The organism is Rummeliibacillus sp. JY-2-4R (assembly GCF_053847205.1).
Genome location: NZ_CM132623.1, coordinates 394,774 through 421,071, shown reverse-complemented (window position 1 = coordinate 421,071; position 26,298 = coordinate 394,774). Strand labels below are relative to the sequence as shown.

Sequence of the window (26,298 nt, the reverse complement as noted above, 5' to 3'; positions counted from 1 at the left end):
TTTTTCCTCCAAGTCCCTAGTATTAAAGTTCTACGCCCATATCTTTTGCTTTCGCAACAACTTCTTCGATACCACCTACAAGACGGAATGCATCTTCAGGTAATTTATCGTATTTACCTTCAAGAATTTCTTTGAAGCCACGAACAGTATCTTTTACATGTACGTAAGATCCTGGTTGACCAGTAAATTGTTCTGCTACGTGGAAGTTTTGAGATAAGAAGAATTGAACGCGACGAGCACGTGCAACAACTAATTTATCTTCATCAGATAATTCATCCATACCTAAGATAGCGATGATATCTTGTAATTCGTGATAGCGTTGTAATGTTGATTGAACTTGACGAGCAATATCATAGTGTTCTTTACCAACGATTTCTGGTGATAAAGCACGTGAAGTTGATGCAAGTGGATCAACTGCTGGGTAGATACCCATTTCAGAAAGTTTACGTTCAAGGTTAGTTGTAGAGTCTAAGTGAGCGAATGTTGTAGCTGGAGCCGGGTCAGTATAGTCATCGGCTGGTACATATACCGCTTGGATAGAAGTTACAGAACCTTTGTTTGTAGAAGTGATACGTTCTTGTAAACGACCCATTTCAGTAGCAAGAGTTGGTTGGTAACCAACGGCAGAAGGCATACGACCTAGTAGGGCAGATACTTCTGAACCTGCTTGAGTGAAACGGAAAATGTTATCGATGAATAATAGAACGTCTTGTCCCATTTCATCACGGAAGTATTCAGCCATTGTAAGACCAGATAATGCTACACGCATACGAGCACCTGGTGGCTCATTCATTTGTCCGAATACCATTGCTGTTTTGGCAATAACGCCTGAATCGCTCATTTCGTAGAATAGGTCATTACCTTCACGAGTACGTTCACCAACACCAGTGAATACGGAAATACCACCATGTCCTTGAGCGATGTTATTGATTAATTCTTGGATTAATACGGTTTTACCAACACCGGCACCACCGAATAGTCCGACTTTACCACCTTTAATATATGGTGCTAATAAGTCTACTACTTTAATCCCTGTTTCAAGTACTTCAACTTTTGTTGAAAGTTCTTCGAATTTTGGTGCTTCGCGGTGAATTGGATCACGGCGAGCTTCTGTTGGGATTGGATCATTTAAGTCGATTGTATCACCTAATACGTTGAATACACGACCTAGAGTTACTTCACCAACTGGTACTGAAATTGCAGCACCTTTATCAGTTACTTCTGCGCCACGTTGTAAGCCATCTGTAGATGACATTGCAATGGTACGAACAGCGTTATCGCCTAAGTGAAGGGCTACTTCTAAAGTAAGAGTAACAGCTTCTTCATTAGGACGTTTAATTTCTACAGTTAGCGCGTTGTTAATATCTGGTAATGAGTTGTTATCGAATTGTACGTCGACAACTGGACCCATTACTTGAAGAACGTGTCCTGTGTTCATACTTGTATTCCCTCCTATCGAACTAATTACAAAAGTTAGGGAGAGGCCTATTCTAAGGCCGCAGCTCCACCAACGATTTCAGTAATTTCCTGTGTAATAGCCGCTTGACGTGCACGGTTATACAGAATTGTTAAATCATTTATTAAGTCATGAGCGTTATCTGTAGCGCTCTTCATTGCTGTCATACGTGAAGCATGTTCACTCGCTTTACCGTCTAGTAACGCACCATAGATCAAGCTTTCTGCATATTGTGGTAACAATACTTCTAAGATTGCTTCGCCTGATGGCTCAAATTCATAAGAAGCTGTTGTAGCGCTTGTCGGAGTAATATCACTAATTGGTAATACTTTTTTCTCCGTAGGTTCGTTAGAAATTGCACTGATAAAGTGACTATAGTACATATAAAGTTCATCATATGTACCGTCTGTGAACATACCAACAGCTTTACGAGCAATTTGTTTAATATCTGCAAATGAAGGTTGGTCCGGTAGACCAATTTCTTCATCAACTACGTTAAAGCCTAGTTTTTTAAAGAATTTACTTACAACACGACCAACTGCAAAAATAACAACGTCTTCTTTTGATTGGTTGCGGCTTTGCATTCCATCAAGAGCTTTACGAATAACGTTAGAGTTGTATGCACCTGCTAATCCACGATCGGATGCGATTACTAAGTAAGCAGATTTCTTTACAGGACGTGTGATTAACATTGGATGTGAACCATCTGGAGTACCTGCTGCAATCGCTGCAACAACGTCTTGAATTTTATTCATATAAGGAACGTATCTTTTTGCGTTTGCTTCAGCACGTGACATTTTTGAAGATGACACAAGCTGCATCGCGTTCGTAATTTTACTTGTACTAGTTGTAGATTTTATACGTTGTTTGACTTCGCGTAATGATGCCACTGGTATTTCACCACCTTACCGTTTTATTTTTAAATTCACTAAATCTATACAATCTTACTCAGCTGATGGAGCAAAAGTTTTTTTGAATGCATTGATTGTTGAAGCCATATCTTCATCAGAAGGAAGGCCTTTAGTAGTGCGAATTTGATTTAAAACGCCGGCGCCATTGTCGTCGTTAACATCTAACCAAGCATATAATTCTAGTTCGAAACGAACGATGTCTTGAACTGGGATATCATCTAAGAATCCTTTTGTTAATGCATATAGAATTACAACTTGTTTTTCAACTTTGATTGGTTTGTTAAGATCTTGTTTTAGAACTTCAACAGTACGTTTACCACGTTCAAGTTTTGCCATAGTAGCAGCATCAAGATCAGAACCGAATGCAGCGAATGATTCAAGTTCACGGAATGCAGCTAAGTCTAGACGAAGTGTACCGGCAACTTTTTTCATTGCTTTAATTTGTGCTGAACCACCAACACGAGATACAGAAAGACCTGCGTTGATTGCTGGACGAACACCTGAGTTGAATAAATCAGATTGTAAGAAAATTTGACCATCTGTGATTGAGATTACGTTTGTTGGAATGTAAGCACCGATGTCGCCTGCTTGAGTTTCAACGAATGGAAGAGCTGTGATAGAACCACCGCCGTAAGATTCGTTCAATTTAGCAGCACGTTCTAATAAACGACTGTGTAGGTAGAATACATCACCAGGATATGCTTCACGACCTGGAGGACGACGTAATAATAATGAAAGTTCACGATAAGCTGCTGCTTGTTTAGAAAGATCATCATATACGATTAATACGTCTTTACCTTGAAGCATTAATTCTTCACCCATTGATACACCAGCGTAAGGAGCTAAGTATAATAATGGAGCTGGAGAAGCTGCAGATGCTGAAATTACGATTGTGTAATCTAGTGCACCATTTTGACGTAAAGTTTCAACTAAGCTACGTACAGTTGATTCTTTTTGGCCGATTGCAACATAGATACAAATTACGTTTTGGTCAGCTTGGTTTAAGATTGTGTCGACAGCAACAGATGTTTTACCTGTTTGACGGTCACCAATGATTAATTCACGTTGACCACGACCGATTGGAACTAAAGCATCGATTGCTTTAATACCTGTTTGTAGTGGTTCGTCAACTGATTTACGAGCCATTACACCGAAAGCAGGGCTTTCGATCGGACGAGTTTTTGTAGTATTGATTGGACCTTGTCCATCAATTGGTAAACCTAGTGGGTTTACTACACGACCAATTAGTTCTTCACCAACTGGTACTTCCATAATACGACCTGTACGACGAACTTCATCGCCTTCTTTGATGCCTTTAGCTGAGCCTAGGATAACGATACCAACGTTATTTTCTTCTAGGTTTTGTGCCATACCAAGTACACCAGTAGAGAATTCTAATAATTCTCCAGCCATTACGTTGTCTAGGCCGTGAGCACGAGCGATACCGTCACCAACAGTGATGATCGTACCTACTTCGCTAACTTGCATTTCAGATTGGTAATTTTCCATCTGTTTTTTAATAAGTCCACTGATTTCTTCAGCTTTGATGCCCACGTTTGTCACCTCTCAAATAATTATTGGATTAACCGATTAATTCACGTTTTAAGCCAGCAAGTTTTGTTGCGACAGAGTTATCGTAAATTTGGTTTCCGATTTGAACTCGAATTCCACCAAGTAGTGTATTATCGATTTCGTTTGTAATATTAAGCGCAGTTTTCCCTACTTTTTGAGCAAATGCAGTAGAAATGCGATTTTTTTCTTTTTCGTCAAGTGTACGAGTTGAGAATACAATAGCATCTGCAACACCTTGAGCATTGTTAGCAAGGCTTACGAATGCATCAATTACACTTACCACTTCGTGAATACGCTTTTTATCAACTAAAAGTTTTACTGTATTCACAATGATAGGTTGTACGGAAGCGAAGATTTCAGAAAGGATTGCTTTCTTTTTATCATCTTCGATTTTAGGAGAATCAAGTAATTGGAATAATTCATTGTTTTCCTCAAAAGCGATTTTCACTTCACGTAAATCTTCAGTTACTTCTTTAAGAACATTTTGTTCTTGTGCTAATTGGAATAATGCTTTAGCATAGCGATTCGCTGCAGTCGATTGACTCATCGATTTTCCCCTGCCTTCGCAATCGTTTCTTCGATTAGAGAACGATTATCCTCTTCTGAGACTTCTTTGTTAAGCACTTTAGATGCTGCAAGGACAGAAAGTGAAACCACTTCTTCGCGAACAGCTGCGATTGCTTTTTCTTTTTCAGTCTCGATATCACGTTTAGCAGATTCTTGTAAACGTACAGCTTCGTTACGAGCTGCAGAAACAATTTCTTCTTTTTGAAGATCAGCTTGTTTCTTAGCGTTTTCAACAATCGCTTGCGCTTCTACACGAGCTTCTTTAAGAAGGCTACGTTGTTCTTCTAATAATTGTTTCGTTTCTTGACGGCTTTTTTCAGCTGCGTCTAAGTCACTAGCAACTTGTTCTTCACGTTGTTGCATAACGCCCATCAATGGACCCCATGCGAATTTTTTCAAAAGCAACATAAGGACGATGAAAACGATTAAAGTTACAAGGATATCTCCCCAGTTAACTCCAACGTGAGCTGCCTCACCTAGTGATAGATAGTCTAAAAACACGATTGTTTCACTCCCTTCAAGAGCTTAGAGTTCAAATCATTTATGATTGATTCTTAGTAAGATATAAATTCAAAAGGAACTATGCCAAAAACTTATAGGCATAAAGGAATGGCGAAGGATTCATTAAATGGAATTTTCTTCGCCATTTTCATAAAACAATTAAAGACGATTATTTGTTCATTACGATGAACGCGATAACTACCGCGATGATTGGAAGGGCTTCGACTAATGCTACCCCGATGAACATAGTTGTTTGAAGAACGCTACGAGCTTCTGGTTGACGAGCGATACCTTCTACTGTTCTTGAAACGATTAAACCGTTACCAATACCTGCACCAAGTGCACCTAAACCAACTGCGATTGCTGCTGCTAATAAACCCATTGTAAATTTTCCTCCTTGGAAATGTTATTATTTTTTTTTATGGTTGTCAGCCGTTTAGCTTTTGCTAAACAAAATTTATACTTAATGGTCTTCGCTCACTTTGTGAGACATGTAAACCATTGTTAACATAACGAAAATAAATGCTTGGATTGAACCGATAAATACGGAGAATCCTTGCCAAACTAATGTTGGTATTGCTGCTGCTAAGAAGCCCATGCCATGCCAACTTGTACCTAATGTTGCAAGTAAACCTAAAAGAATTTCACCTGCGAAAATGTTACCGTAAAGTCGTAGACCAAGTGTTAAAGTATTAGCAAACTCTTCGATAATCTTCAATGGGAATAAGAACGCCATTGGAGAAGTAAACGTTTTGAAATAGTGTTTTGCACCACGTAGTTTAACACCGTAGTAGTTAGAAAATACTAAAATCATTACGGCAAGAGTCATTGTGATTGTTGGGTCAGCCGTTGGTGATTTCCACCATAGTTCTCCATTTACTTGAACTGAGAAAGGAAGACCTAGCATGTTCGCAACAAAGATGAACATAATCAGTGTGATCCCCATAACGTGGAATCTACCACCTGTTTTCCAGTCCATATTGTTGTTGATGATGTTCTTTACGAAGTCCATTACCCACTCCATAAAGTTTTGCATGCCCGTTGGCTTTAACTTCAGATTTCTAGTTGAAATGAAAGCAATTAAGAAAACAATTACAGCTGTAACCAGTAATACTAGGATATTAGCTGGGTTAAACCCTAGACCCAAAAAATCAAAATGCGGATTTTCATGTTGCACTTTGCATTCACCTCACTTTCAAATGTGCTTATTGGTTTTTACATGAAATACGATCCTGTCTACTAAAAGCAGAACGTACGGAATCATTAGCCCAATGACCACAAAAATTAAGTGAAAATACTTTGGCCATGTGATTGCTACTGCAGCAGCAGCAACACCGGATGCAAAGCGTAGGCCCGACCCAATAGATGGCGCCTTTTTACCTTCACTTAATGCTTGGTCAAAACGTTCCATTCTTCGGACGAGAATCCAAAAGTTATAATGACCAAAAAGCACACCTACTGCAAGGCCAGCAAATACTGTTTTGAATGAAGTAAATCCCCAGCCTAACGCACAAAATGCGAGCAAAAAAAAGAGCAATTTCTTCTGCTTTGCAAAAATCTGATGCAATTCTAGCATTGGTCTTAATCTCCTGAATCTTATTTTCGAATGATGGAAGTAATAGCTGACCACCGAATGGATGTCGGATAAGTAGTTAAAAACTACACGCGGGGTGGAAACGGTTTAACTCTATCTTCTTGAGCTGAATCGAATCCAATTTGTGAGAGATAAGCCTTAATGATAACCCACCGCTTTCATAAGGACATCAAATAGACGTACAAAAACCGCTAAAATTCTACAGTAAATGATATTCACTGCAAAATTAGTAGAAACTTGGTATCTAAAGAGTTTCCGTTATAATTTATAGCTGAAACCCTTATCATTCTTACCCTTTGTAAGCATACAATAGTGAATATTTCATGTCAATTGGTTAGAGGGAAAAACTTCACAACCTATCGTATTTGTCAAATTGTAGACAAATTTTGAACGGAAATTTCATTATTATTATATTTTTTATTGAAATATAGACAAAAAATACCTTACAAAGTCTATATAGAATTTGTAAGGTAGGTTTAAATATTATTTTTGCGAAAGAAATGATAGAAGAGATTCTACTATTCTTTCAGATGCATGACCATCACCATATGGATTGGATGCTTGAGCCATTTTTTTATAGGCACTCTTATCTATTATCAATTCTTTTGCTAGCTTATAAATCGTATCCTCATTCGTACCTGCTAGTTTCAATGTACCCGCTTCAATGCCTTCTGGTCTTTCGGTTGTATCACGTAATACAAGCACTGGTTTTCCAAGCGATGGCGCTTCTTCCTGCACACCACCCGAATCTGTCAAAATCATATAAGATCTTGAGGCAAAGTTATGGAAATCAAATACTTCCAGCGGTTCGATTAAATGTACTTTTTCCTCATCACCAAGTATTTCATTTGCAAGTTCACGAACTACTGGATTTAAGTGTACTGGATAGACTACTTGGATATCGTCAAACTCAACTAGTAAGCGCTTAATCGCTTTGAACATATGACGCATTGGTTCGCCTAAGTTTTCACGACGATGAGCTGTGAGTAATATCATTTTATCTTGACCCATTTTCTTTATAACAGGATGTTCATAATGATCGCTCACAGTTGTTTTTAATGCATCTATAGCTGTATTACCCGTTACAACGATATTTTTTTCTAGTTTATTTTCACGTAGTAGATTCTGTTTTGCTTGTTCAGTTGGTGCAAAATGGATGTCCGCCATAATCCCTGTAAGTTGACGGTTCATCTCTTCTGGGTAAGGTGAATACTTATTGCCCGTTCGTAATCCCGCTTCTACATGTCCAATGGCAATTTGATTGTAAAACGCAGCTAAACTTGCGACAAATGTTGTCGTTGTATCACCATGTACAAGAACGATATCCGGTTTAGCTTCTTTCATAATTGCATCCAAACCTTCAAGACCTCTTGTTGTGACATCAATAAGCGTTTGTCGATTCTTCATAATATTCAAATCATAATCTGGCTTGATTTGAAATGTATCAAGAACTTGATCTAACATTTGCCGATGCTGAGCAGTTACAGTAACAATTGTTTCAATTTCCTCGGTATGCTTTTTTAGCTCTAATACTAGAGGAGACATTTTAATCGCTTCTGGGCGAGTTCCGAACACAGTCATTACTTTCCACTTTTTAGACAATTTCTTTGCACCACCTAAACGTATTTATTTTGTGCCAAATAAACGGTCACCAGCATCACCAAGACCTGGAACAATATAACCGTGGTCATTTAGTTTTTCGTCTAAAGCAGCAATATAAATATCAATATCAGGATGTTCTTGTTGGATTGCTTTAACACCTTCTGGAGCGGCAATTAAGCACATAAACTTAATATTTTTTGCGCCACGTTTTTTAAGTGAGTTAATAGCTTCAATTGCAGAACCACCTGTTGCTAACATTGGGTCAACAATGATAAAGTCGCGTTCTTCTAAATCAGCTGGGAATTTTGCATAATATTCAACTGGTTTTAATGTTTCAGGGTCACGGTATAGACCAATATGAGCTACTTTTGCAGCGGGGATTAGTTTTAAGACACCGTCTACCATGCCTAAACCTGCACGAAGAATTGGCACAACAGCAATTTTCTTACCAGATAATACTTTTGTTTGTGTTTTAGTTACTGGTGTTTCAATTTCGATTTCTTCAGTTGGCATGTCACGAGTAATTTCAAATGCCATTAGTGTTGCTACTTCGTCTACTAGTTCACGGAATTCTTTTGTTCCTGTGTTTTTATCTCGAATATATGTTAGTTTGTGTTGGATTAATGGATGATCGAATACGTATACTTTACCCACGGTTTTCTCTCCCTACTATATGTTTATCTTGCTTATTATAACAGAAAAGAAAACATGTTATGTAATGGTATTACATTTTTTATAGTTCATTTGGATATTCTAATCTTTTGAAAAGTTAGTATATTTTAAATTGATTTATGTACTGATAAAGATCTCTTTTTATCCTTGATTGTTGCAGGTTCAGTCCTTCTAGCTTTTAAGGAGTGAAAAATTAATATAATACTTCAAAATTAGCTTCGCTTTCCTGCGGGCGAGCAGTGAGTCGTCTCAAGCATATGCTTCTACATCGCTTCGTCGCAGAAAATTCCCTTTGCAGAGCAAAAAGAATTTTCGCTCTGTGCGGGGTCTCACCTGTCTCGTTTTTTCTAGCTAGGAGTCGCAGCTCAATTCCACTTTAACAATAGTACTAATGCTTTTATAGAAGATACTCTCGATTTTTAACTTACACCGATTATTCTTCAATTTGTTTGGGATACTAAATTTTATAAAAGGCATCCTTCTATTTTGACTTTTTTTCGTTCTAGTCTTTAAATTCGTTGCCTTTAATACTATAAAATATCCGATTATCTAAATAGTAATTAATGGGTTTGCTTTTTTATTTTTAAAAATGTCTTTATTCTGCGGTGGGTTTATTTGGCTTGTTTTACTGTCTACGTTTTTCTTTTCTAGCATATTGTAGATAGTTATAATGTAGATTACTTGCTTACTTACGATGTTCTTTGCGTGTTTAATGCAATGTCGTGCTCGTTAAATAGACTTTCTCTCACATTGAATATAACGCTAGTTTTTAATTTAGGTTGCGCATTTTGTATTTTCATTATTTAGTATTATTTTTTATGGTGAACTTTCCCCATAAAAAAACTGCTTTTGCCGTTGTGGCAAAAGCAGCTTAAGGGTAACGCCTTTATTATTTTGAATAGATTGGGTGGTTATCAGTTAACGCTTTTACGCGTTTGATTGCTTCTTGTTTGATTGCTTCGTCTTCTGGATTTTTTAATACAGATGCAATAATAGAAGCAACTTCTTTCATATCTTCTTCTTTGAAGCCACGAGAAGTAACTGCTGGTGTACCTACACGAATACCAGAAGTAACAAATGGGCTTTCTGGATCAAATGGAATTGTGTTTTTGTTTGCAGTAATGTTCACATCATCTAATAGTTTTTCTGCAACTTTACCTGTTAATCCAAGAGAACGGACATCTAATAGTAATAAGTGGTTGTCTGTACCACCAGATACTAGTTTGATTCCTTCAGCTTGTAATGCTTCGCCAAATACTTTAGCATTTTGGACTACTTGTTTAATGTATTCTTTGAATTCTGGTTGTTGTGCTTCACCAAATGCCACTGCTTTACCAGCGATTACGTGCATTAATGGGCCACCTTGTATACCAGGGAAGATGGATTTATCAATTTTCTTACCCCATTCTTCTTTACAAAGAATTAAACCACCACGTGGGCCACGTAATGTTTTGTGAGTTGTTGACGTTACAAAGTCAGCATATGGTACAGGGTTTGGATGTTCTCCTGCAGCTACAAGACCTGCAATATGAGCCATATCTACCATGAAATATGCTCCTACTTCATCAGCAATTTCACGGAATTTAGCAAAATCAATTTTTCGTGGATATGCAGATGCGCCAGCTACGATTAGCTTTGGTTTGTGTTCAAGAGCTTTTTGACGAACATCTTCATAATCGATTAAGTTTGTATCTTCTGTTACACCGTATTCTACGAAGTTGTATTGAACACCTGAAAAGTTAACAGGACTACCATGTGTTAAGTGACCACCATGAGATAAGTTCATACCTAAAACAGTGTCACCTGGTTGTAGAATTGTGAAGTACACAGCCATATTTGCTTGTGCACCTGAGTGTGGTTGTACGTTTGCATATTCAGCGCCGAAAATTTCTTTTAGACGATCGCGTGCTATGTTTTCTACTACATCTACAAATTCACAACCACCATAGTAACGTTTACCAGGATAGCCTTCAGCATATTTGTTCGTTAAAACTGAGCCTTGAGCTTCTAATACCGCTTTTGAAACGATATTTTCAGATGCAATTAGCTCAATATTAGATTGTTGACGAGCAAATTCTTTTTCCATTGCTTCATATACAGCTTTGTCTTGAGATGCAATTACTGATTTTTCTTGTGCTACAAGATTTTCCATTAGACCTAATCCCCCTATTTACTTTCGTTGTATATAGCTCTCTCGCCACCAATCAATTTAGGACGAGTTTTTGCAACTGTCACGACTGCATCTCCAATATGTGAGATGGAAGTACGTACAGGAACTGCCACTTTCTTCAAATGCATACCAATTAATGTTTGACCTATGTCAATACCTGCATGCGCAGCAATTTCTTCAACAACTACCGGATCTTCGAATTGACTAAACGCATACGTAGACATCGAACCACCAGCAGTACGAACTGGAACAACTGAGACAGGCTCTAGTCGATAGTATTCTGCTGCAGCTCTTTCTATAGTTAAGGCGCGATTTAAATGTTCACAACCTTGAAACGCTAAATATAATTCATGTTTATCAGCAAATGCTTTTAATGGCTTATATAATGCTTCTGCAATTTCTAATCCACCTGCAGTGCCTATTCTTTGGCCTTTTACTTCTGAAGTGGAGCAACCGACTACAAATATTTGGCCTTTACGGAAAGTCACTTGTTGTTCAAATTCTGCTAGCAACGTTTGTAGTTGTTCTTCAATTTGATGTAAATTCATCTTTTAAGACCTCGAATCTATTATTATTCTTGTTCTTCTAATGCTTTGATTTTATCAATTCGACGTTCGTGACGTCCACCTTCAAAATCAGTTGATAACCAAGTTTGAACAATTTCACGCGCAAGGCCAGGGCCGATGACTCTTTCACCCATTGCTAAAACATTTGAGTCATTGTGGCAACGTGTAGCTTTTGCACTGAATACGTCATGTACTAATGCACAACGGATGCCTTTTACTTTGTTTGCAGTAATTGACATACCGATACCTGTACCACAAATTAAAATGCCTCGGTCAAATTCTCCATTTGCCACTCCATTTGCAACTGGTAATGCATAGTCTGGGTAATCTACTGAATTAGATGATTTTGGACCGAAGTCTTCATAACTAATACCTAATTCTTCAAGTAACGCTATGATCTCTTTTCGTAAGTTGTTACCGCCATGATCTGATGAAATTGCAATTTTCAATGGGTTCCCTCTTTTCAATTGTTATTCATCACCAGTTTACCACTTCTATATGTATAATGACATATATTTAGCCTAAATGCGATAGTATCTTTCATGAAATACGAATGTTTTGTTATTTATTGATTTATTTTGTTGTAATTTACTATTAAATACGAATATATTTCTTATTTTGTTATTTTAAGTTCGTCTTTTATAAAGGTTGGAGTGACTGAGTATTTTTAGCTTCAAAAGAATTGTTGTGGTATTTTAGGGTTGTCGCCTTTTCGGAGGAGTTGTTACTCTTTTTGATACAGTTGTACCTTTTGAGAGGCAATAGTGGGGGATGAAAAAACCCCCACTATTTGAAGTTTCACTTTATTATACTGGATTAGGAGGTATAAAAGGTATCGGGTGAAGAGCTGCTACGATATCGCTATGGGGCTTGAGATGGATTGCCATATTTGCTCCTGCAGCAGCTAGATCAGCAGTTATCCCACTAAAGGTGTTTTGGATGTCGGTTGGTGGATTCGTGTCTCCGAAAAAAACCCTCCCCTTGATGCCTCTGATAGGTTCGTTCCAGCGCAAAACCAAGGGTCTAACTTGGTCGCCTGGCAAGAAACGGTTGATTGGCGCTCGGTGCGGAGTCGTAGTAGACACGACTTTTGATGTCTGTGTAACACCTGCAACACTGTAGGTCAACTCACCCGTGCTAGGATCCCATGAAATGAGCTTTGCATTTAGTAATATATCTATCCCTCCTTTATTAGTAGATTCAATCTATCTTATGCTTATCTTACAAATTAGTAGGGATGTTTATATTAGTATAGATAAGAATTTTTTAACTTTTCCCACAATCTATTGCTAATATAAATGTATTTTTAGTAGGGAAAACTCCAAAAGAGAAATGCTTGGTAGATTATTTCAATCTAAGGAATCATCTTTTTTCATAAAAAACAGGCAAAGAGAATAACTTTTCCCTTTGCCTGCTTTTTAATTAGTTTTTTACCGTTCGAATTGTTGAATTTTTTGATAGAGTTCTTCGGATTGTTTTTTTAGTATTTGTGATAGTTGATCAATTTGTTCAATTGATCTAACTTGTTCGTCCGTTGCACTTTGAACTTCTAAGGCTCCCGCAGAAGTTTGTTCAGCTATAGCTGCTACTTCTTGTGATTGGTGTGCAGTTCTTTCAATGTTATGTAATTGTTTCCCTACGAACTCCGAAATTTCCACGATAGAGCCGGCCATTTCGTTGACCATATCCGTCATTCCATCGACTGCTGTGGTTGTTTCCGAGATTCGGGCTACTTCACTTTCTGCAATGTCTACTTGTTCTGTCATTTTCCCAACGACTGTTTGCACATCAAGTTGAATTGTTTGGATAAGTTGCGTGATTCCTTTTACAGCTCCCGCGCTCTCATCAGCAAGTTTCCGAACTTCTTCTGCTACTACTGCGAAGCCTTTGCCATGTTCACCTGCTCTTGCTGCTTCAATAGACGCGTTTAGTGCAAGTAGATTGGTTTGTTCTGCAATATCCCCAACTAGTTGAATAATTTGTTCAACTTTTAACGCGTTTTTTTCAAGTTGATGTATGTCTTGCAAGGCTAGTTTATTTCCGGATGCTATTTTTTCGATTCCCTCAACAAGTTTGTTAATAGCATCAGTTGTGTGTTTTAGTTCACTCACCATTTGAGCTGAATGATTGGATGAAGTTACTGCTCGAACGTTTACCTCTTCAGCTAACAAGCGTACATCTTCTAATGCTTCTGCTGTTTCTTGGATTGCGATTGCGGAGCTTTGTGCACCTTCAGAGATATTAGTAATTGTTTCAGCAATTGATTCTGTTTGTTTTGATGCTTGTCCTGTTTCTTCCGATAAGTTTAGGACAGTTTTATTTGTAGATTGGAAATTTTGATTGATACTTGAAACCATTTGACGTAAGCTGACAAGCATAGTTTGAAAAGCTTCAGAAAGTGATCGAATTTCATCTGAGCTCTTCGGCATATCTATATCATTGTGAATTTTACCTTCAGCCGCTTCGATTGCAACATTCTCAAGTTTTTGCAACGGTTTTATCATTAGAGAGCTAAATACTCCTGCTAAAATACCGGACCATACAATACCTAAAGTATATGTAATAATTCCAAATAAATTTTTACTTACATTAGGGAAAAATTGAGGTTGTAAATAGTCGATAAAGAAGAAACAAACACTATATGTAATGACAGCTAACACTGTAACAAATAGAATAAGTTTCTTTTTTAAACCAAAAGAATGCCGCGCACTTTTTTTTTCCATGGTTATTCCTCCAATAGTTTCTTTTCCAGTTCATCCATTAATTGATTAAGCTCTGTAAAGGTTACACGATACATGGAAAGATCTCCACCGAATGGATCGAGTACATCCCTGTCATGATTATTTTCAAGGACGTATTCCTTCAATGTAAATGTCTTGTCTGCTACTTGAGGATACACTTGTAAAAGTGCTTCTTTATGACCACTAGTCATCGTTAATATTAAATTAGCCCACTTCAATTCTTCTAGACTAACCGGTTTAGAAAGATGATTATAGTCAATTTGCTGTTCTTTTAAAATCAATTGTGAATTTTCCGACATAGGGCTGCCAGACATAGCAAAAATCCCCGCAGATTTCACATCAACTGACGGAATCTTTTTAGACTTTAAAATAGCTTCTGCCATTGGACTTCTACACGTATTCCCTGTACATACAAAATAAATATTCATCATGCCACCTTACCCTTCATTATATAGTAATATTCAGTCTAAATGTACTACTTTTTTTATAAATCAAATGAAAAAATACCCATCAAAAGTAACGCTATACCCGCAACAACTTGTAAGTATACGCCTATTTTATTTGAAACTTTTTTATTTATAAGCAATGCTGTGTATGAAAAAAGAAAAGCGAAGAGCCCCATGCTAAATATTAGCAATGTTTCTCTTAATTGAAGCATACCAAAAGAAACGCTGACTGAAAAGGTATCTAAGCTTGTTGTAATTGCTAATAATACGACTGGAATCTGTGCAGCTTTTTGGTCTTTTGCGGCTAATAATAGTTGTACACCAATCATACTTAATAATATACCTGAAATATTTTGAGTGAGGTTGGATATATAGGAAGCTAACCATTCACCAAAATGAAACCCAATGAAGGGAAATAGCATATGTAGAGCACCTGTCCATACCGAAAGCCAAAATCGGTATTTTATATTCGGTAGTAGTAAATAAATCGTCAATACGTCAATAGCTGTGAAAATAGCCGCAAGAATTTCTGTCATTCTTGTTCCTCCGTTCTATTAGGAATCACTATATCCTATGAAAAGAGGCTCATCATATATGCGGTTTATTTTATGTTGGTAAAGTTTTATCAAATTAGATTCCATTCTGCTTCTTGTGAGAGAATTGGAAATTTATTTTTATACTAATTAGGTTTTAGTATGAAGTGGAATCGGCTTCGCGTTCCTGCGGGCGAGCGGTGAGTCTCCTCGTCACTACGTTCCTGCGGGGTCTCACCTGTCTCGCTTTTCCCGCGGGAGTCTTCGCCGATTCCACTTCAATAACTTATGGGTACTAATTCTCACCAAAAGGCCAGTCATTTTATCTCTTAGTATATTCCTATTCTTTTTTAGGATTAACATAGGTTGATCTGTAGTTCAAACAATTAACATCAAAAAATCTGCTCTTCTTTTTTAATTAGAAAAGCAGATTCTTTTATTTTTTCTCAAGTTTAGTTGTTACATTATACTAATTGCATATTCTCAATCATCGCTATTCCTTAAGGTTACACCAGATCATTTACTTTTGATAATCTGTTGCAAACCATTTGCCGCCTGCTGATTTTTCGAGGCGATTCATGATTGCTGAGCCGACACCATCTGTTCCGGTTACTGTTGCCAATACTATGTCTGCATCTGTTAAATCACATGCTCGTAATGCGTGAAACAGATTGGCAGCCATTTCTTCTTTGTTTTCTCCCAATGTAAAGAACCAATTTGATGAAAGATGTTCATAACTTTGCGGAGCAAGCAAAGCAACTTTTTTGCCTTGTTGATGGATTGTTTGAATTGCTTGTGAAATTTGTTGCTCATCTTGCTCTATTAAATACACTGGTGCGTTTGGTGCGTAATGTGTGTATTTCATACCTGGGGCACGTGGAGCACCTGCTTTTTGTTCGATATGTGTAGGTTGGTTTACTGGACCTATTATTTTTTCGAACATTTCTTTTGTAATTGCACCTGGGCGCAAAATTACAGGTGTTTCTCGAGTTAGATCGATTACTGTAGATTCTAACCCTACTCCTGTTGCACCACCATCTAATATTAAGGGGATTTTACCAGCAAGGTCTTGTTCAACATGAATCCCTTCAGTTGGACTTGGTTTCCCGCTTAGATTGGCACTTGGAGCAGCTACGGGCTTACCTAGCTTTTGCAATAATTTTATGGCAACTGGGTGTTTGGGCATACGAATTCCAACTGTATCAAGTCCTGCTGTCACACTTGTTGCTAAAACATTTGGCTTTACTTTTAATATCATTGTTAAAGGGCCTGGCCAAAAGGCATCCATACATTTTCTTGCTCTATCTGGAATATCGTCTACATATTTTTCTAATTCTTCAAAAGTACCTATGTGGACAATAAGTGGATTATCTGAAGGTCTCCCTTTCGCTGCATAAATTTTCTTGACTGCAGAATCATTTGTAGCAACTGCACCAAGGCCATAGACTGTTTCTGTAGGGAAAGAAACTAGCTCTCCAGCATTTAATAAATCCACTGCTTGTGCATAACTTTTTTCAGAATCCACATTGTTATCCACAATGAGACGTTGTGTTTCCATGCTATTTCCTCCTTATATAAAAGAGTTTTCAGAAAGTTATGCACAATTTGTTGATAACTTTCTGAAAACTGTGGACAATTATTCAGGTATTGTGGGTAACTCTAATCTTCAAAAAGGCTTTTAATCCATTCGATTATAAAAAATTTCGGCTTTTCTTCTTTTACTTCCTCTTTATCTTTTACATCACTTGTTGCTTCTTCATCACGGTAACAAATCTTAGGAAACAAGCCACACCACCAATTATCTCCTCTTCCAGCGCCAATTGTTACTATAATTGCTTGGTACTTATCTTGTGCGTACATTTTGTAATCATTACGCTTTGGTGGAAATAATGCATTCGTTGTTGTAATTTGGATATCCCCAGATGCAATTTTTGTGGATAATTTATTTTTTAGCTTTTCCTCAATTGTTGATAAGTTTACCCCTGTGGATGAATGTTGAACTTCGTATTCAAGAATCGGTTTGATTTCTTCTACTAATTTATGTTTGTAGTTTTGATCTGCTGTTGTGTTGCTATTTGCAATAATGCGGAATCTAGGTTGTTCTAATTCCGTGCTATATGATTTTGTTAAGTATCCTTGGACAATTAGAAGTCCTAGTTGTAAAAGTAATAGCGCTGTTATAAATTGTAATAATATATTTACTTGTGATTGTTTTTTTGGTTGTTTAATAGAGTAATAAGATAAATCTTCAGGTTGTTTAATAGCGTTGTAATCTTCTATCATATTGTATCCCCTCCATGAAACTATCATGGACAAAGAGATTACTATTTATTCACCTAATTCACAAAAAACCATTCGATTTTTTCCATTGATATCTTGTAGAATATCAATTTGCGCCTGTGGAAAACTTTCTTTGAACAGCGCTGCCACGGCTGGTCCTTGTGCATAACCTATTTCTACTCCTATAAAACTAGGTTTCGTCATCAAGTTCGGTAGATTCCTTGCTAGTTTTTTATAAAGTGCTAGTCCATCTTCTTCTGCAAAAAGTGCTGTGTGTGGTTCATGTTCAAGCACAACTTCTGACATTTCTTTTGCTTCATCTAAAGCAATATATGGAGGATTGGAGAGTACGACTTGCCATTTTTGATTTTCTATCGGCGTTGTTAAATCGCCCTCTACAAAATCAATATCTGCATTTAGCAGTTCAGCATTCTTTTTCGCAACATTTAACGCATCTAGCGAGATATCCGTAGCTGTTACATTTAAACTCGGCATTTCTTTTTTCATGGTGATGGCAATTGCCCCACTTCCAGTTCCAATGTCTGCTAAGTTTAAATCAGAGCTTTCGCCAAATATACGTTTAATACGCTTTGTTGTTTCTACAATTAATTCCTCAGTTTCAGGTCTAGGGATTAGAACGGATTCATTTACCGTAAATGTTCGGCCATAAAATTCTTCTGAGCCCGTGATATATTGCACTGGCATTCCTTTAGCATGGGATTCAACCATTTGCCAAAAGGCTTCACTATCTTCTTTAGAAATTGGTTCACGCATACTTGTTAATAAATCTGTGTATGATTTATTTAATACATGTTGCAGTAGGATTCTTGCAGCTACTTCTTCTCGGCCATTGTCCAGTAAAAAAGAAGAAGCCCCATTCAGGGCCTCATAAATATATTTAAAGTGTTGTGTCATTTAATGCATCCAATTTTTTGGCTTGTTCTTCTAAAATTAACGCATCAATGATTTCATCTAATTTACCGTCAATGATTTGGTCGAGTTTTTGAATAGTTAAACCGATTCGGTGATCTGTTACACGGTTTTGTGGATAGTTATACGTACGGATACGTTCTGAACGGTCTCCTGTTCCTACTGCTGACTTACGCTCTGCATCATATTCACTTTGTGCATCTTGTTGTAATTTATCATAAACACGTGCGCGAAGGACTTTCATCGCTTTTTCACGGTTTTTCAATTGTGAACGTTCATCTTGCATGGCAACTACAATCCCTGTTGGAATATGAGTCATACGCACGGCAGATGCTGTTTTGTTGACGTGCTGACCACCTGCACCTGATGAGTGATAAATATCTACGCGGATATCTTTGTCTTGAAGGTCTAATTCTACTTCTTCCGCTTCTGGCATTACTACGACAGTTGAAGTGGATGTATGCACACGGCCTTGTGATTCTGTTTCTGGTACACGTTGTACACGGTGTGCGCCACTTTCAAATTTGAATTTAGAGTACGCACCTTGACCATTAATCATAAAGACAATTTCTTTATAGCCGCCAAGTTCTGTTGGGTTGGCGTTCATAATTTCAATCTTCCAACCTTGTGTTTCAGCATATTTGCTATACATACGGAAAAGTGTGTTTGCGAATAGTGCTGCTTCATCCCCGCCAGCTGCACCACGGATTTCCATGATAACGTTTTTGTTGTCGTTCGGGTCTTTAGGAATTAATAAAATGCGAAGGCGTTCTTCGAAGTCTACGATTTGTTTTTCTAAATCATTTACTTCTTCCTTCACCATTTCTTTCATTTCTGCATCTAGTTTTTCTTCTAACATTTCTTTTGCATCTGCTAGTTGTTCTTTTGCAGATTTATATTCGCGATAGACATCCACAGTTTCATGTATATCGGATTGTTCTTTTGAATACTTTGCTAATTTTTTTGAGTCAGATACGACATCTGGGTCACTTAGAAGTTCGTTCAACTTTTCGTAACGATCTTCGACTGCTTGTAGGCGATCAAACATTAAATTCACCTGTACCTTTCTTTATTCAATTTATATTTTGATGGTCTTTTATCCATCATTTTTATTGTTGTGGAAATGACTTTGCTTTCTGAACACAAGAGAGGCTCCACTCTTTTATCATGGGTTCTCACCTGTTTCTAGCTAAGGTGCTGAAAAATTAATTAATACTTATTTATTTTAGTTTAAAGCGGAACGAGCGGTGAGTCTCCTCACTGCGTTGCGGAGCCTCACCTGTCTCGCATTTTCTAGCTATTAGTCGCAGCTCAATTCCACTTCAATATTTTTTGGGTACTAATCAAGCCCGAAATTTTCCAGTCATAGTTTAATTAAAATATTTCCTCATTCTTACTATCTCAACGGCATCCTCTTACTAGTCTTCGCCAATCCACTTCAATAGGATAGAGTTTAAAATAATTACTTCTCAAAAGTTAGGAAGACTAAATATTATTTATAGTATGCTTCCATTTTGATTTTTTCGTACATCCCACTTTGCTTGTTAGGTGTGCAGAGTGGAAATCCGATTTATTAAATTCGATCTAAGTTTATGTTTATTCGATCTGCATATGCATTTTTAGTGCAAATGCTCCTACATTAGTATAATGAAAAATAGCTATTATCGCTACTGTTTTAGAAATGAGGATTGTAATTTTGTGTTTTTCTTGATATTTTGCGTCTTAAATTCACTTCATTGACTCCATTAAGGTTCAAAATAAAAGAGGAATAGCATTTTGCCACTCCTCCTTTTTGAATTTATCCCGCATTAACGGGCAGTAAAACTTCCACCTCAAGTCTTCAAAAAATCCGAAGAAGCATAGGTTGATATAACTGCCCGTAAACGCCCGATTGGTTCAACTAACAATCAATGGAGACCCCCCACTGATTAAAGTTTCACTTTATTTTACCATATTGGTTTGTCCAGCTGGTACTACGTGATGGTGACGACAACGAGGTTCGTATGCTTCTGCCGCACCCACTAGGATGACGGGATCGTCTGCTTTTGCAGGTTGTCCATTAATGAGTCTTTGTGTTCTGCTTGCTGGTGAGCCGCAAACACTACAAACTGCTTGGAGTTTTGTGACTTGCTCTGCAATTGCCATTAATTTTGGCATTGGGCCGAATGGGACACCTTTGAAATCTTGATCAAGACCTGCAAGGATTACACGATATCCGTGATTTGCTAGTTCTTGAACAGTTTGGATTATGTCCATTCCAAAGAATTGTGCTTCATCGATTGCAACCACATCAAAATCATCAGTAAGAAAACCCCACATTTCTGCAGTTTTTTCAATTGGGTGAGCTATCACACTTGTACCATTATGGCTAACAACTGATTCTTCACTATATCGATTATCAATTTTAGGTTTAAACACAGCAATTTTTTGTTTTGCAAATTGTGCTCTGCGTACACGGCGAATCAGTTCTTCCGATTTCCCTGAGAACATGCTACCGCAGATTACTTCAATCCAGCCATTTTGAGTCATAACATACATGGACTAGACTCCTTTCAAAACGTATATCAATCATCATACCGAAAATTGAGCTCGTTTACTGCTCTTTTTTTCGTTCAATTATGTGGTATGTATGATGGCTATTTAAATAGAAACAACGAGATTTATACTACATGATAATGGGTTTTAGCGCAAGAAAAATACCTGCCTTGCAAAATAATGCTAGGCAGGTATTTAGGTTTCATAAAGAAATTATTTAAGACCGTATTTTTTGTTGAAACGATCCACACGTCCATCAGCAGACGCGAATTTTTGACGGCCAGTATAGAATGGGTGGCAATCGCTGCAAAATTCAACAGTGATGTCTTCTTTTACTGATCCTGTTTTGAAAGAATTACCACAAGAGCAAGTTACTGTAGCTTCTTTATATTCTGGGTGAATTCCTGGTTTCATGTTTGGTATCTCCTCTCGCCCTGAACCATCTGGAACAGAGTATTATAGAACTGTTGCCTTACACGACCCAGATTAGTTTGTCGCATATGCAACACGTATGAAATGCAATAACGGTAGTATAACAAGAATTTTTAAATCGTGCAACTATATTATTTTAGTTATATTTTTCAATATAATGCATGAAAAGCATTCTAGCACAAATTTAAATTACGAATCAAGTTTCAACTCAGTTTGTAATACTAAAACTTCAATAAACAATCAATAATCAATTCAGTTACAGTCAAATTTATAAAGCTAAGTATATTAAAAATTGCACTAAGTATTCGTAAAACAGCGTTTTTTAAAGCTTTATTGCCTTTTTTCTATATTAGTCCTTTACCGTTACGCGCTGCTTTCATGTCTGAGTTCAAAGTTTCAAAGAATTCGGCATTCGATTTAGTATTACGCAGTTTTTTTAGGAACCGTTCTGCAAAGTCTGGTGAGTCTGAGAAGGTTTTGCGAATTGCCCATAGTTTGTCCAGTTGGTCTTTTGGAATGAGTAATTCTTCTTTACGGGTACCTGATCTACGGATATCAATTGCTGGGAAGATTCGGCGTTCTGCTAGACTTCGATCTAAGTGAAGCTCTAAGTTCCCTGTTCCTTTGAATTCTTCATAGATTACTTCGTCCATGCGTGAGCCTGTGTCGATTAGTGCTGTGGCTAATATTGTTAAGCTTCCGCCTTCTTCGATATTACGTGCAGCACCGAAGAAACGTTTTGGTCTATGGAATGCCGCTGGGTCGATACCACCTGATAGCGTACGGCCACTCGGAGGGATAACTAGATTATATGCACGTGCAAGTCTTGTAATAGAGTCCATTAGAATAATAACGTCACGTTTATGCTCTACAAGACGCATTGCTCGTTCTAAAACAAGCTCTGCCACTTTTACGTGGTTTTCTGGAAGTTCATCAAAAGTCGAGCTAACCACATCTGCTTTTACTGAACGTTCAATATCCGTTACTTCCTCTGGACGTTCATCGATTAATAGGACGATTAATTCAGATTCTGGATATAACTCTGTAACTGCATTAGCGATTTCTTTTAATAATAAGGTTTTACCTGCTTTGGGGGGAGCTACGATTAAGCCACGTTGTCCAAAGCCAACCGGTGCAACTAAATCCATAATACGTGTGGATAGTTTGGTAGTTGTTGTTTCCAGTTTCATTTGTCGATCAGGATATAGCGGAGTAAGTGCTGGGAAATACACACGTTCTTTTGCTATTTCAGGGTCTTCCCCATTGACTGCTTCAACATGTAAAAGACCATAGTAACGTTCATTTTCTTTTGGAGGGCGTACTTTCCCTGTTACTTTGTCACCGTTTCGAAGACTGAAGCGACGAATTTGTGATGCCGAAATATAGATATCTTCTGAACTTGGTGAATAGTTAATAGGACGTAAGAAACCAAATCCCTCTTGTTGGATAATCTCCAAAACGCCTTCCATGAAGAAATACCCTTCACTTTCAGCACGAGATTTTAGAATAGCAAAAATTAATTCTTTTTTAGTCAACTTTCCATAATATGAAATTTTATATTCCCGTGCAAGCGCATACAAGTCTTTTAATTTCATATCTTCAAGTTGAGAAATTGTCATTGTTGTCATAGGCATAACACCACTCTTAATATAATATTGTTTAGAAAGATAAATCGAATATAGGTATGTGAGTATTACGAATTTTTGAATGGATTGAAAAGTAAGAAGAGACCCGGCATAAAGCCGGGTTAGTAAAAATTGAAGTTTATTCTTGCATAAATAGTTTTGGTTTTTTAATCAAACTATGTCTGCCTTCTACAAAACGAACAGTTCCTGATTTTGCACGCATTACCACTGATTCTGTTGTACAGTGACTACCTTTAAATTGAACACCTTTTAATAATTCGCCATCTGTTACACCAGTAGCAGCAAAAATAGCGTCATCGCCTTTGACTAAATCATCCATCTTCAAGACTTTATTGACTTCGATTCCCATTTTGTGACAACGTTCTATTTCTTCATCATTTGAAGGAACAAGTTTACCTTGGAATTCTCCACCAAGACATTTCAATGCAACCGCTGCGATTACGCCTTCTGGTGCACCACCTGTACCAAATAAGATATCCACACCTGTTTCATCAAATGCAGTATTGATAGCAGCAGCTACATCACCATCTGAGATGAATTTAATTCGAGCACCAGCTGCACGAATTTGATCAACGATTGGTTGGTGACGTTCGCGATTTAATAATGTAGCTACAACGTCTTCGATGTTTTTATTTTTAGCTTCTGCTACCGCACGTAAGTTGTCAATAACCGGAGCTTCTATATCAATTTTCCCAGCTGCTTCAGGACCAACTGCGATTTTTTCCATATACATATCAGGCGCATGGAGTAAGTTACCGCGATCTGCGATAGCTAGTACTGTTAGTGCATTACCACTACCTGCTGCTACGATGTTAGTACCTTCAAGTGGATCTACTGCGATGTCAACTTGAGGACCATTTGGATCACAACCAAGCTTTTCACCTATGTAAAGCATTGGTGCTTCATCCATTTCGCCCTCTCCAATTACGACAACTGCATCCATTGGAATAGAGTCGAATACTTGACGCATTGCTGTTGTTGCTGCGTCATCTGCTTCCATTTTCAATCCACGGCCCATCCATCTTGCTGAGGCGATTGCTGCCGCTTCTGTTACACGTACTACTTCCATTGATAAACTGCGTTTCATTTTTTACTGTTCCTCCCGTTTTCCTGTCTTTGTGACTGGAATCGTTTCAAACTAAACCTATTATAGCACACAGAAAATTCTCTGCAGATTTTTTTCAATTTGGTTTATTTGTCACGCCACTCTTTGGGTTAGGCTCAATTGTAACTCGATGGATATCCGCTCCTAAAGCTTGCAGTTTCGTAATAATATCACTATAACCGCGTTCTATGTGATAGATATCATGAATTTCTGTCTCACCTTTAGCAAGTAATCCTGCAATGATTAAAGCAGCGCCTGCGCGTAAATCTGTTGCAGTGACTGTAGCAGCTTCTAATTGACTAGGACCTGTAATAATTGCCGAACGTCCTTCTACTTTTGCATTAGCATTCATTCTACTTATTTCGTCAATGTGCTTGAATCGTGCAGAGTAAATGGTATCCGTTACAATTGATGATCCTGTTGCTTGCGTTAAAAGAACAGTAAAGGGTTGTTGTAAGTCAGTTGGGAAACCTGGGTATACAAGAGTTTTAATATCGACTGCTTTTAGGGCGTTTGTTTTCGGAATTATAACGCGTTCTTCCTCTTCAATGATTTCAACACCCATTTCACGTAATTTAGCTGTTACGGCTTCTAAATGTAGCGGGATTACATTATCGATAATAACTCCATCCCCTACAGCAGCCGCCATAATCATATATGTCCCAGCTTCAATACGGTCAGGAATGATGGTGTGATTTGTACCATGTAGTTCTTCTACACCTTCAATACGAATCACATTCGTACCTGCACCTTTAATCTTCGCACCCATATTTGTTAATAATGTAGCAACATCTATGATTTCAGGCTCTTTTGCAGCATTTTCAATTACTGTTTTACCTTTTGCAAGGACAGCAGCAAGCATGATATTAATCGTAGCACCTACACTGCTAACATCTAGGTAAATTTTCGCCCCATGTAGTTCTTCTGCACGTAAATAAATGGCACCATGTTCATTGGTAACTTGTGCCCCTAAAGCTTCAAAACCTTTAATGTGTTGATCTATTGGGCGAGGACCTAAATGACATCCCCCTGGAAGACCAATGACTGCTTTTTTAAAACGGCCCAACATAGCACCCATCAAATAATAGGAGGCACGTAGTTTTTTCACATTACCATTGGGTAATGGCATATCAATCATTGAACTTGGATCTATGACCATATGACCATCATTAAATTCAACTTTTCCACCAATTTCTTCGAGTAATGCTTTTAACGTCCAAACGTCTAAAATTTCTGGTAATCCTTCAATGGTCACAGGAGAATTAGCCAAGATAGACGCTGGTATTAAAGCAACGGCACTGTTTTTAGCACCACTTACTTTAATTGTACCTTTCAAATGTTTTTCCCCTGCAATTTTATATACGTCCATTTGAATCTCCTTAATTATTTATCTTTATTTTCCCAGTCTTTCATGAATCCTTCGATTCCTTTATCAGTTAACGGATGATTAAATAATTGTTTTAATACTTTAAATGGTGTTGTTGCAATATGTGCACCTGCAAGGGCAGCTTCCGTAATATGTTGTGGATGACGGATTGAAGCAGCAATGATTTGAGTTGGAATTTCGTGAATTGCAAAGATTTCAGCAATTTCTCTTACTAATTCCGTACCCTCTTGGCCGATATCATCTAAACGTCCTAAGAATGGAGAAACATAAGTTGCGCCTGCACGTGCTGCAAGTAATGCTTGGTTTGCACTGAAAATAAGGGTAACGTTTGTTTTAATGCCTTCTTTTGAAAGTTGAGAACATGCAGTTAGACCTGCAGGAGTCATTGGTAATTTAACAGTAATGTTTGGAGCAATTTTAGCTAGTTCATGGCCTTCTTTAATCATACCTTCAGCATCTAATGCAATGACTTCACCACTTACTGAACCATCTACTAAATTAGCGATTTCTTTTAAACGATCATGGAAAGAAACATTTTTTTCTTTTGCTACTAAAGATGGGTTTGTTGTAACTCCTGAGATAATACCCCAAGAATGTGCTTCTTTAATTTCTTCAAAGTTTGCTGTATCGATGAAAAATTTCAATTTAACTT

The 26,298-nt window shown here is 37.6% G+C and carries 26 protein-coding genes; all 26 read right to left on the bottom strand.

The genetic code is table 11. The annotated features are described in order from the left end of the window. Window positions 1–22: 22 nt before the first annotated feature. The 26 genes from atpD to fsa all read right to left on the bottom strand — a co-directional run bounded on the left by atpD (window position 23) and on the right by fsa (window position 26,290). Window positions 23–1,438 (bottom strand): F0F1 ATP synthase subunit beta, encoded by a 1,416-nt coding sequence (gene atpD, locus ACWV26_RS02075; protein ID WP_455896721.1) that lies wholly within the window; start codon window positions 1,436–1,438, stop codon window positions 23–25. Between the two features lie 47 nt (window positions 1,439–1,485). Then, complete coding sequence (gene atpG, locus ACWV26_RS02070) at window positions 1,486–2,346, bottom strand: ATP synthase F1 subunit gamma (protein WP_455896720.1); 861 nt, start codon at window positions 2,344–2,346, stop codon at window positions 1,486–1,488. Between the two features lie 54 nt (window positions 2,347–2,400). Beyond that, entirely contained in the window at window positions 2,401–3,921 is a 1,521-nt protein-coding gene (atpA, locus tag ACWV26_RS02065) for a F0F1 ATP synthase subunit alpha (protein WP_455896719.1), read from the bottom strand. A 28-nt stretch (window positions 3,922–3,949) separates the two neighbouring features. Beyond that, the gene (locus ACWV26_RS02060; protein WP_455896718.1) at window positions 3,950–4,486 is read right to left on the bottom strand and encodes a F0F1 ATP synthase subunit delta; all 537 of its coding nucleotides are present in this window, start codon (window positions 4,484–4,486) and stop codon (window positions 3,950–3,952) included. Then, entirely contained in the window at window positions 4,483–5,007 is a 525-nt protein-coding gene (gene atpF / locus ACWV26_RS02055; protein WP_455896717.1) for a F0F1 ATP synthase subunit B, read from the bottom strand. Before atpF ends, ACWV26_RS02060 begins: the two co-directional genes overlap by 4 nt. 169 nt (window positions 5,008–5,176) lie before the next feature. Next, on the bottom strand, window positions 5,177–5,389 hold the full coding sequence (gene atpE / locus ACWV26_RS02050) for a F0F1 ATP synthase subunit C (protein WP_455896716.1): 213 nt from the start codon (window positions 5,387–5,389) through the stop codon (window positions 5,177–5,179). A gap of 81 nt (window positions 5,390–5,470) precedes the next feature. Then, on the bottom strand, window positions 5,471–6,184 hold the full coding sequence (gene atpB / locus ACWV26_RS02045) for a F0F1 ATP synthase subunit A (RefSeq protein WP_455896715.1): 714 nt from the start codon (window positions 6,182–6,184) through the stop codon (window positions 5,471–5,473). Between the two features lie 18 nt (window positions 6,185–6,202). Further along, window positions 6,203–6,583, bottom strand: a complete 381-nt coding sequence (locus ACWV26_RS02040; RefSeq protein ID WP_455896714.1) for an ATP synthase subunit I — start codon at window positions 6,581–6,583, stop codon at window positions 6,203–6,205. Window positions 6,584–7,084: 501 nt separating this feature from the next. Next, on the bottom strand, window positions 7,085–8,203 hold the full coding sequence (wecB, locus tag ACWV26_RS02035) for a non-hydrolyzing UDP-N-acetylglucosamine 2-epimerase (protein ID WP_455896713.1): 1,119 nt from the start codon (window positions 8,201–8,203) through the stop codon (window positions 7,085–7,087). A gap of 24 nt (window positions 8,204–8,227) precedes the next feature. Continuing rightward, window positions 8,228–8,857 (bottom strand): uracil phosphoribosyltransferase, encoded by a 630-nt coding sequence (gene upp, locus ACWV26_RS02030; protein ID WP_455896712.1) that lies wholly within the window; start codon window positions 8,855–8,857, stop codon window positions 8,228–8,230. 907 nt (window positions 8,858–9,764) lie between these two features. After that, window positions 9,765–11,027 carry a serine hydroxymethyltransferase gene (glyA, locus tag ACWV26_RS02025; RefSeq protein ID WP_455896711.1) on the bottom strand — a complete coding sequence of 421 codons (1,263 nt, stop codon included), beginning with the start codon at window positions 11,025–11,027 and terminating at the stop codon, window positions 9,765–9,767. Between the two features lie 14 nt (window positions 11,028–11,041). Next, window positions 11,042–11,593: a TIGR01440 family protein gene (locus ACWV26_RS02020; protein WP_455896710.1), complete on the bottom strand. Its 552-nt coding sequence runs from the start codon at window positions 11,591–11,593 to the stop codon at window positions 11,042–11,044. A 23-nt stretch (window positions 11,594–11,616) separates the two neighbouring features. After that, entirely contained in the window at window positions 11,617–12,060 is a 444-nt protein-coding gene (rpiB, locus tag ACWV26_RS02015; RefSeq protein ID WP_455896709.1) for a ribose 5-phosphate isomerase B, read from the bottom strand. Window positions 12,061–13,041: 981 nt separating this feature from the next. Next, on the bottom strand, window positions 13,042–14,334 hold the full coding sequence (locus ACWV26_RS02010; RefSeq protein ID WP_455896708.1) for a methyl-accepting chemotaxis protein: 1,293 nt from the start codon (window positions 14,332–14,334) through the stop codon (window positions 13,042–13,044). Between the two features lie 2 nt (window positions 14,335–14,336). Beyond that, complete coding sequence (locus ACWV26_RS02005) at window positions 14,337–14,783, bottom strand: low molecular weight protein arginine phosphatase (RefSeq protein WP_455896707.1); 447 nt, start codon at window positions 14,781–14,783, stop codon at window positions 14,337–14,339. A gap of 53 nt (window positions 14,784–14,836) precedes the next feature. Continuing rightward, the gene (locus ACWV26_RS02000; protein ID WP_455896706.1) at window positions 14,837–15,334 is read right to left on the bottom strand and encodes a manganese efflux pump; all 498 of its coding nucleotides are present in this window, start codon (window positions 15,332–15,334) and stop codon (window positions 14,837–14,839) included. Between the two features lie 517 nt (window positions 15,335–15,851). Next, complete coding sequence (locus ACWV26_RS01995; protein WP_455896705.1) at window positions 15,852–16,889, bottom strand: L-threonylcarbamoyladenylate synthase; 1,038 nt, start codon at window positions 16,887–16,889, stop codon at window positions 15,852–15,854. A gap of 101 nt (window positions 16,890–16,990) precedes the next feature. Continuing rightward, a complete protein-coding gene (locus tag ACWV26_RS01990) occupies window positions 16,991–17,614 on the bottom strand; it encodes a stage II sporulation protein R (RefSeq protein ID WP_455896704.1) in 624 nt (207 codons plus the stop codon). Window positions 17,615–17,659: 45 nt separating this feature from the next. Next, entirely contained in the window at window positions 17,660–18,526 is an 867-nt protein-coding gene (gene prmC, locus ACWV26_RS01985) for a peptide chain release factor N(5)-glutamine methyltransferase (RefSeq protein ID WP_455896703.1), read from the bottom strand. Then, window positions 18,510–19,589 (bottom strand): peptide chain release factor 1, encoded by a 1,080-nt coding sequence (prfA, locus tag ACWV26_RS01980; RefSeq protein WP_455896702.1) that lies wholly within the window; start codon window positions 19,587–19,589, stop codon window positions 18,510–18,512. Before prfA ends, prmC begins: the two co-directional genes overlap by 17 nt. Window positions 19,590–20,482: 893 nt before the next feature. Next, complete coding sequence (locus tag ACWV26_RS01975) at window positions 20,483–21,079, bottom strand: thymidine kinase (RefSeq protein WP_455896701.1); 597 nt, start codon at window positions 21,077–21,079, stop codon at window positions 20,483–20,485. A 210-nt stretch (window positions 21,080–21,289) separates the two neighbouring features. Then, window positions 21,290–21,490, bottom strand: a complete 201-nt coding sequence (gene rpmE, locus ACWV26_RS01970; protein WP_455896700.1) for a 50S ribosomal protein L31 — start codon at window positions 21,488–21,490, stop codon at window positions 21,290–21,292. Between the two features lie 362 nt (window positions 21,491–21,852). Further along, window positions 21,853–23,136 carry a transcription termination factor Rho gene (gene rho / locus ACWV26_RS01965; RefSeq protein ID WP_455896699.1) on the bottom strand — a complete coding sequence of 428 codons (1,284 nt, stop codon included), beginning with the start codon at window positions 23,134–23,136 and terminating at the stop codon, window positions 21,853–21,855. 136 nt (window positions 23,137–23,272) lie between these two features. Continuing rightward, window positions 23,273–24,241: a class II fructose-bisphosphatase gene (gene glpX, locus ACWV26_RS01960; protein ID WP_455896698.1), complete on the bottom strand. Its 969-nt coding sequence runs from the start codon at window positions 24,239–24,241 to the stop codon at window positions 23,273–23,275. Between the two features lie 94 nt (window positions 24,242–24,335). Beyond that, window positions 24,336–25,628, bottom strand: coding sequence for a UDP-N-acetylglucosamine 1-carboxyvinyltransferase (locus ACWV26_RS01955; protein WP_455896697.1), 1,293 nt, complete (start codon window positions 25,626–25,628; stop codon window positions 24,336–24,338). A 14-nt stretch (window positions 25,629–25,642) separates the two neighbouring features. Continuing rightward, window positions 25,643–26,290, bottom strand: coding sequence for a fructose-6-phosphate aldolase (gene fsa / locus ACWV26_RS01950; RefSeq protein ID WP_455896696.1), 648 nt, complete (start codon window positions 26,288–26,290; stop codon window positions 25,643–25,645). Between the last annotated feature and the right edge of the window lie 8 nt (window positions 26,291–26,298).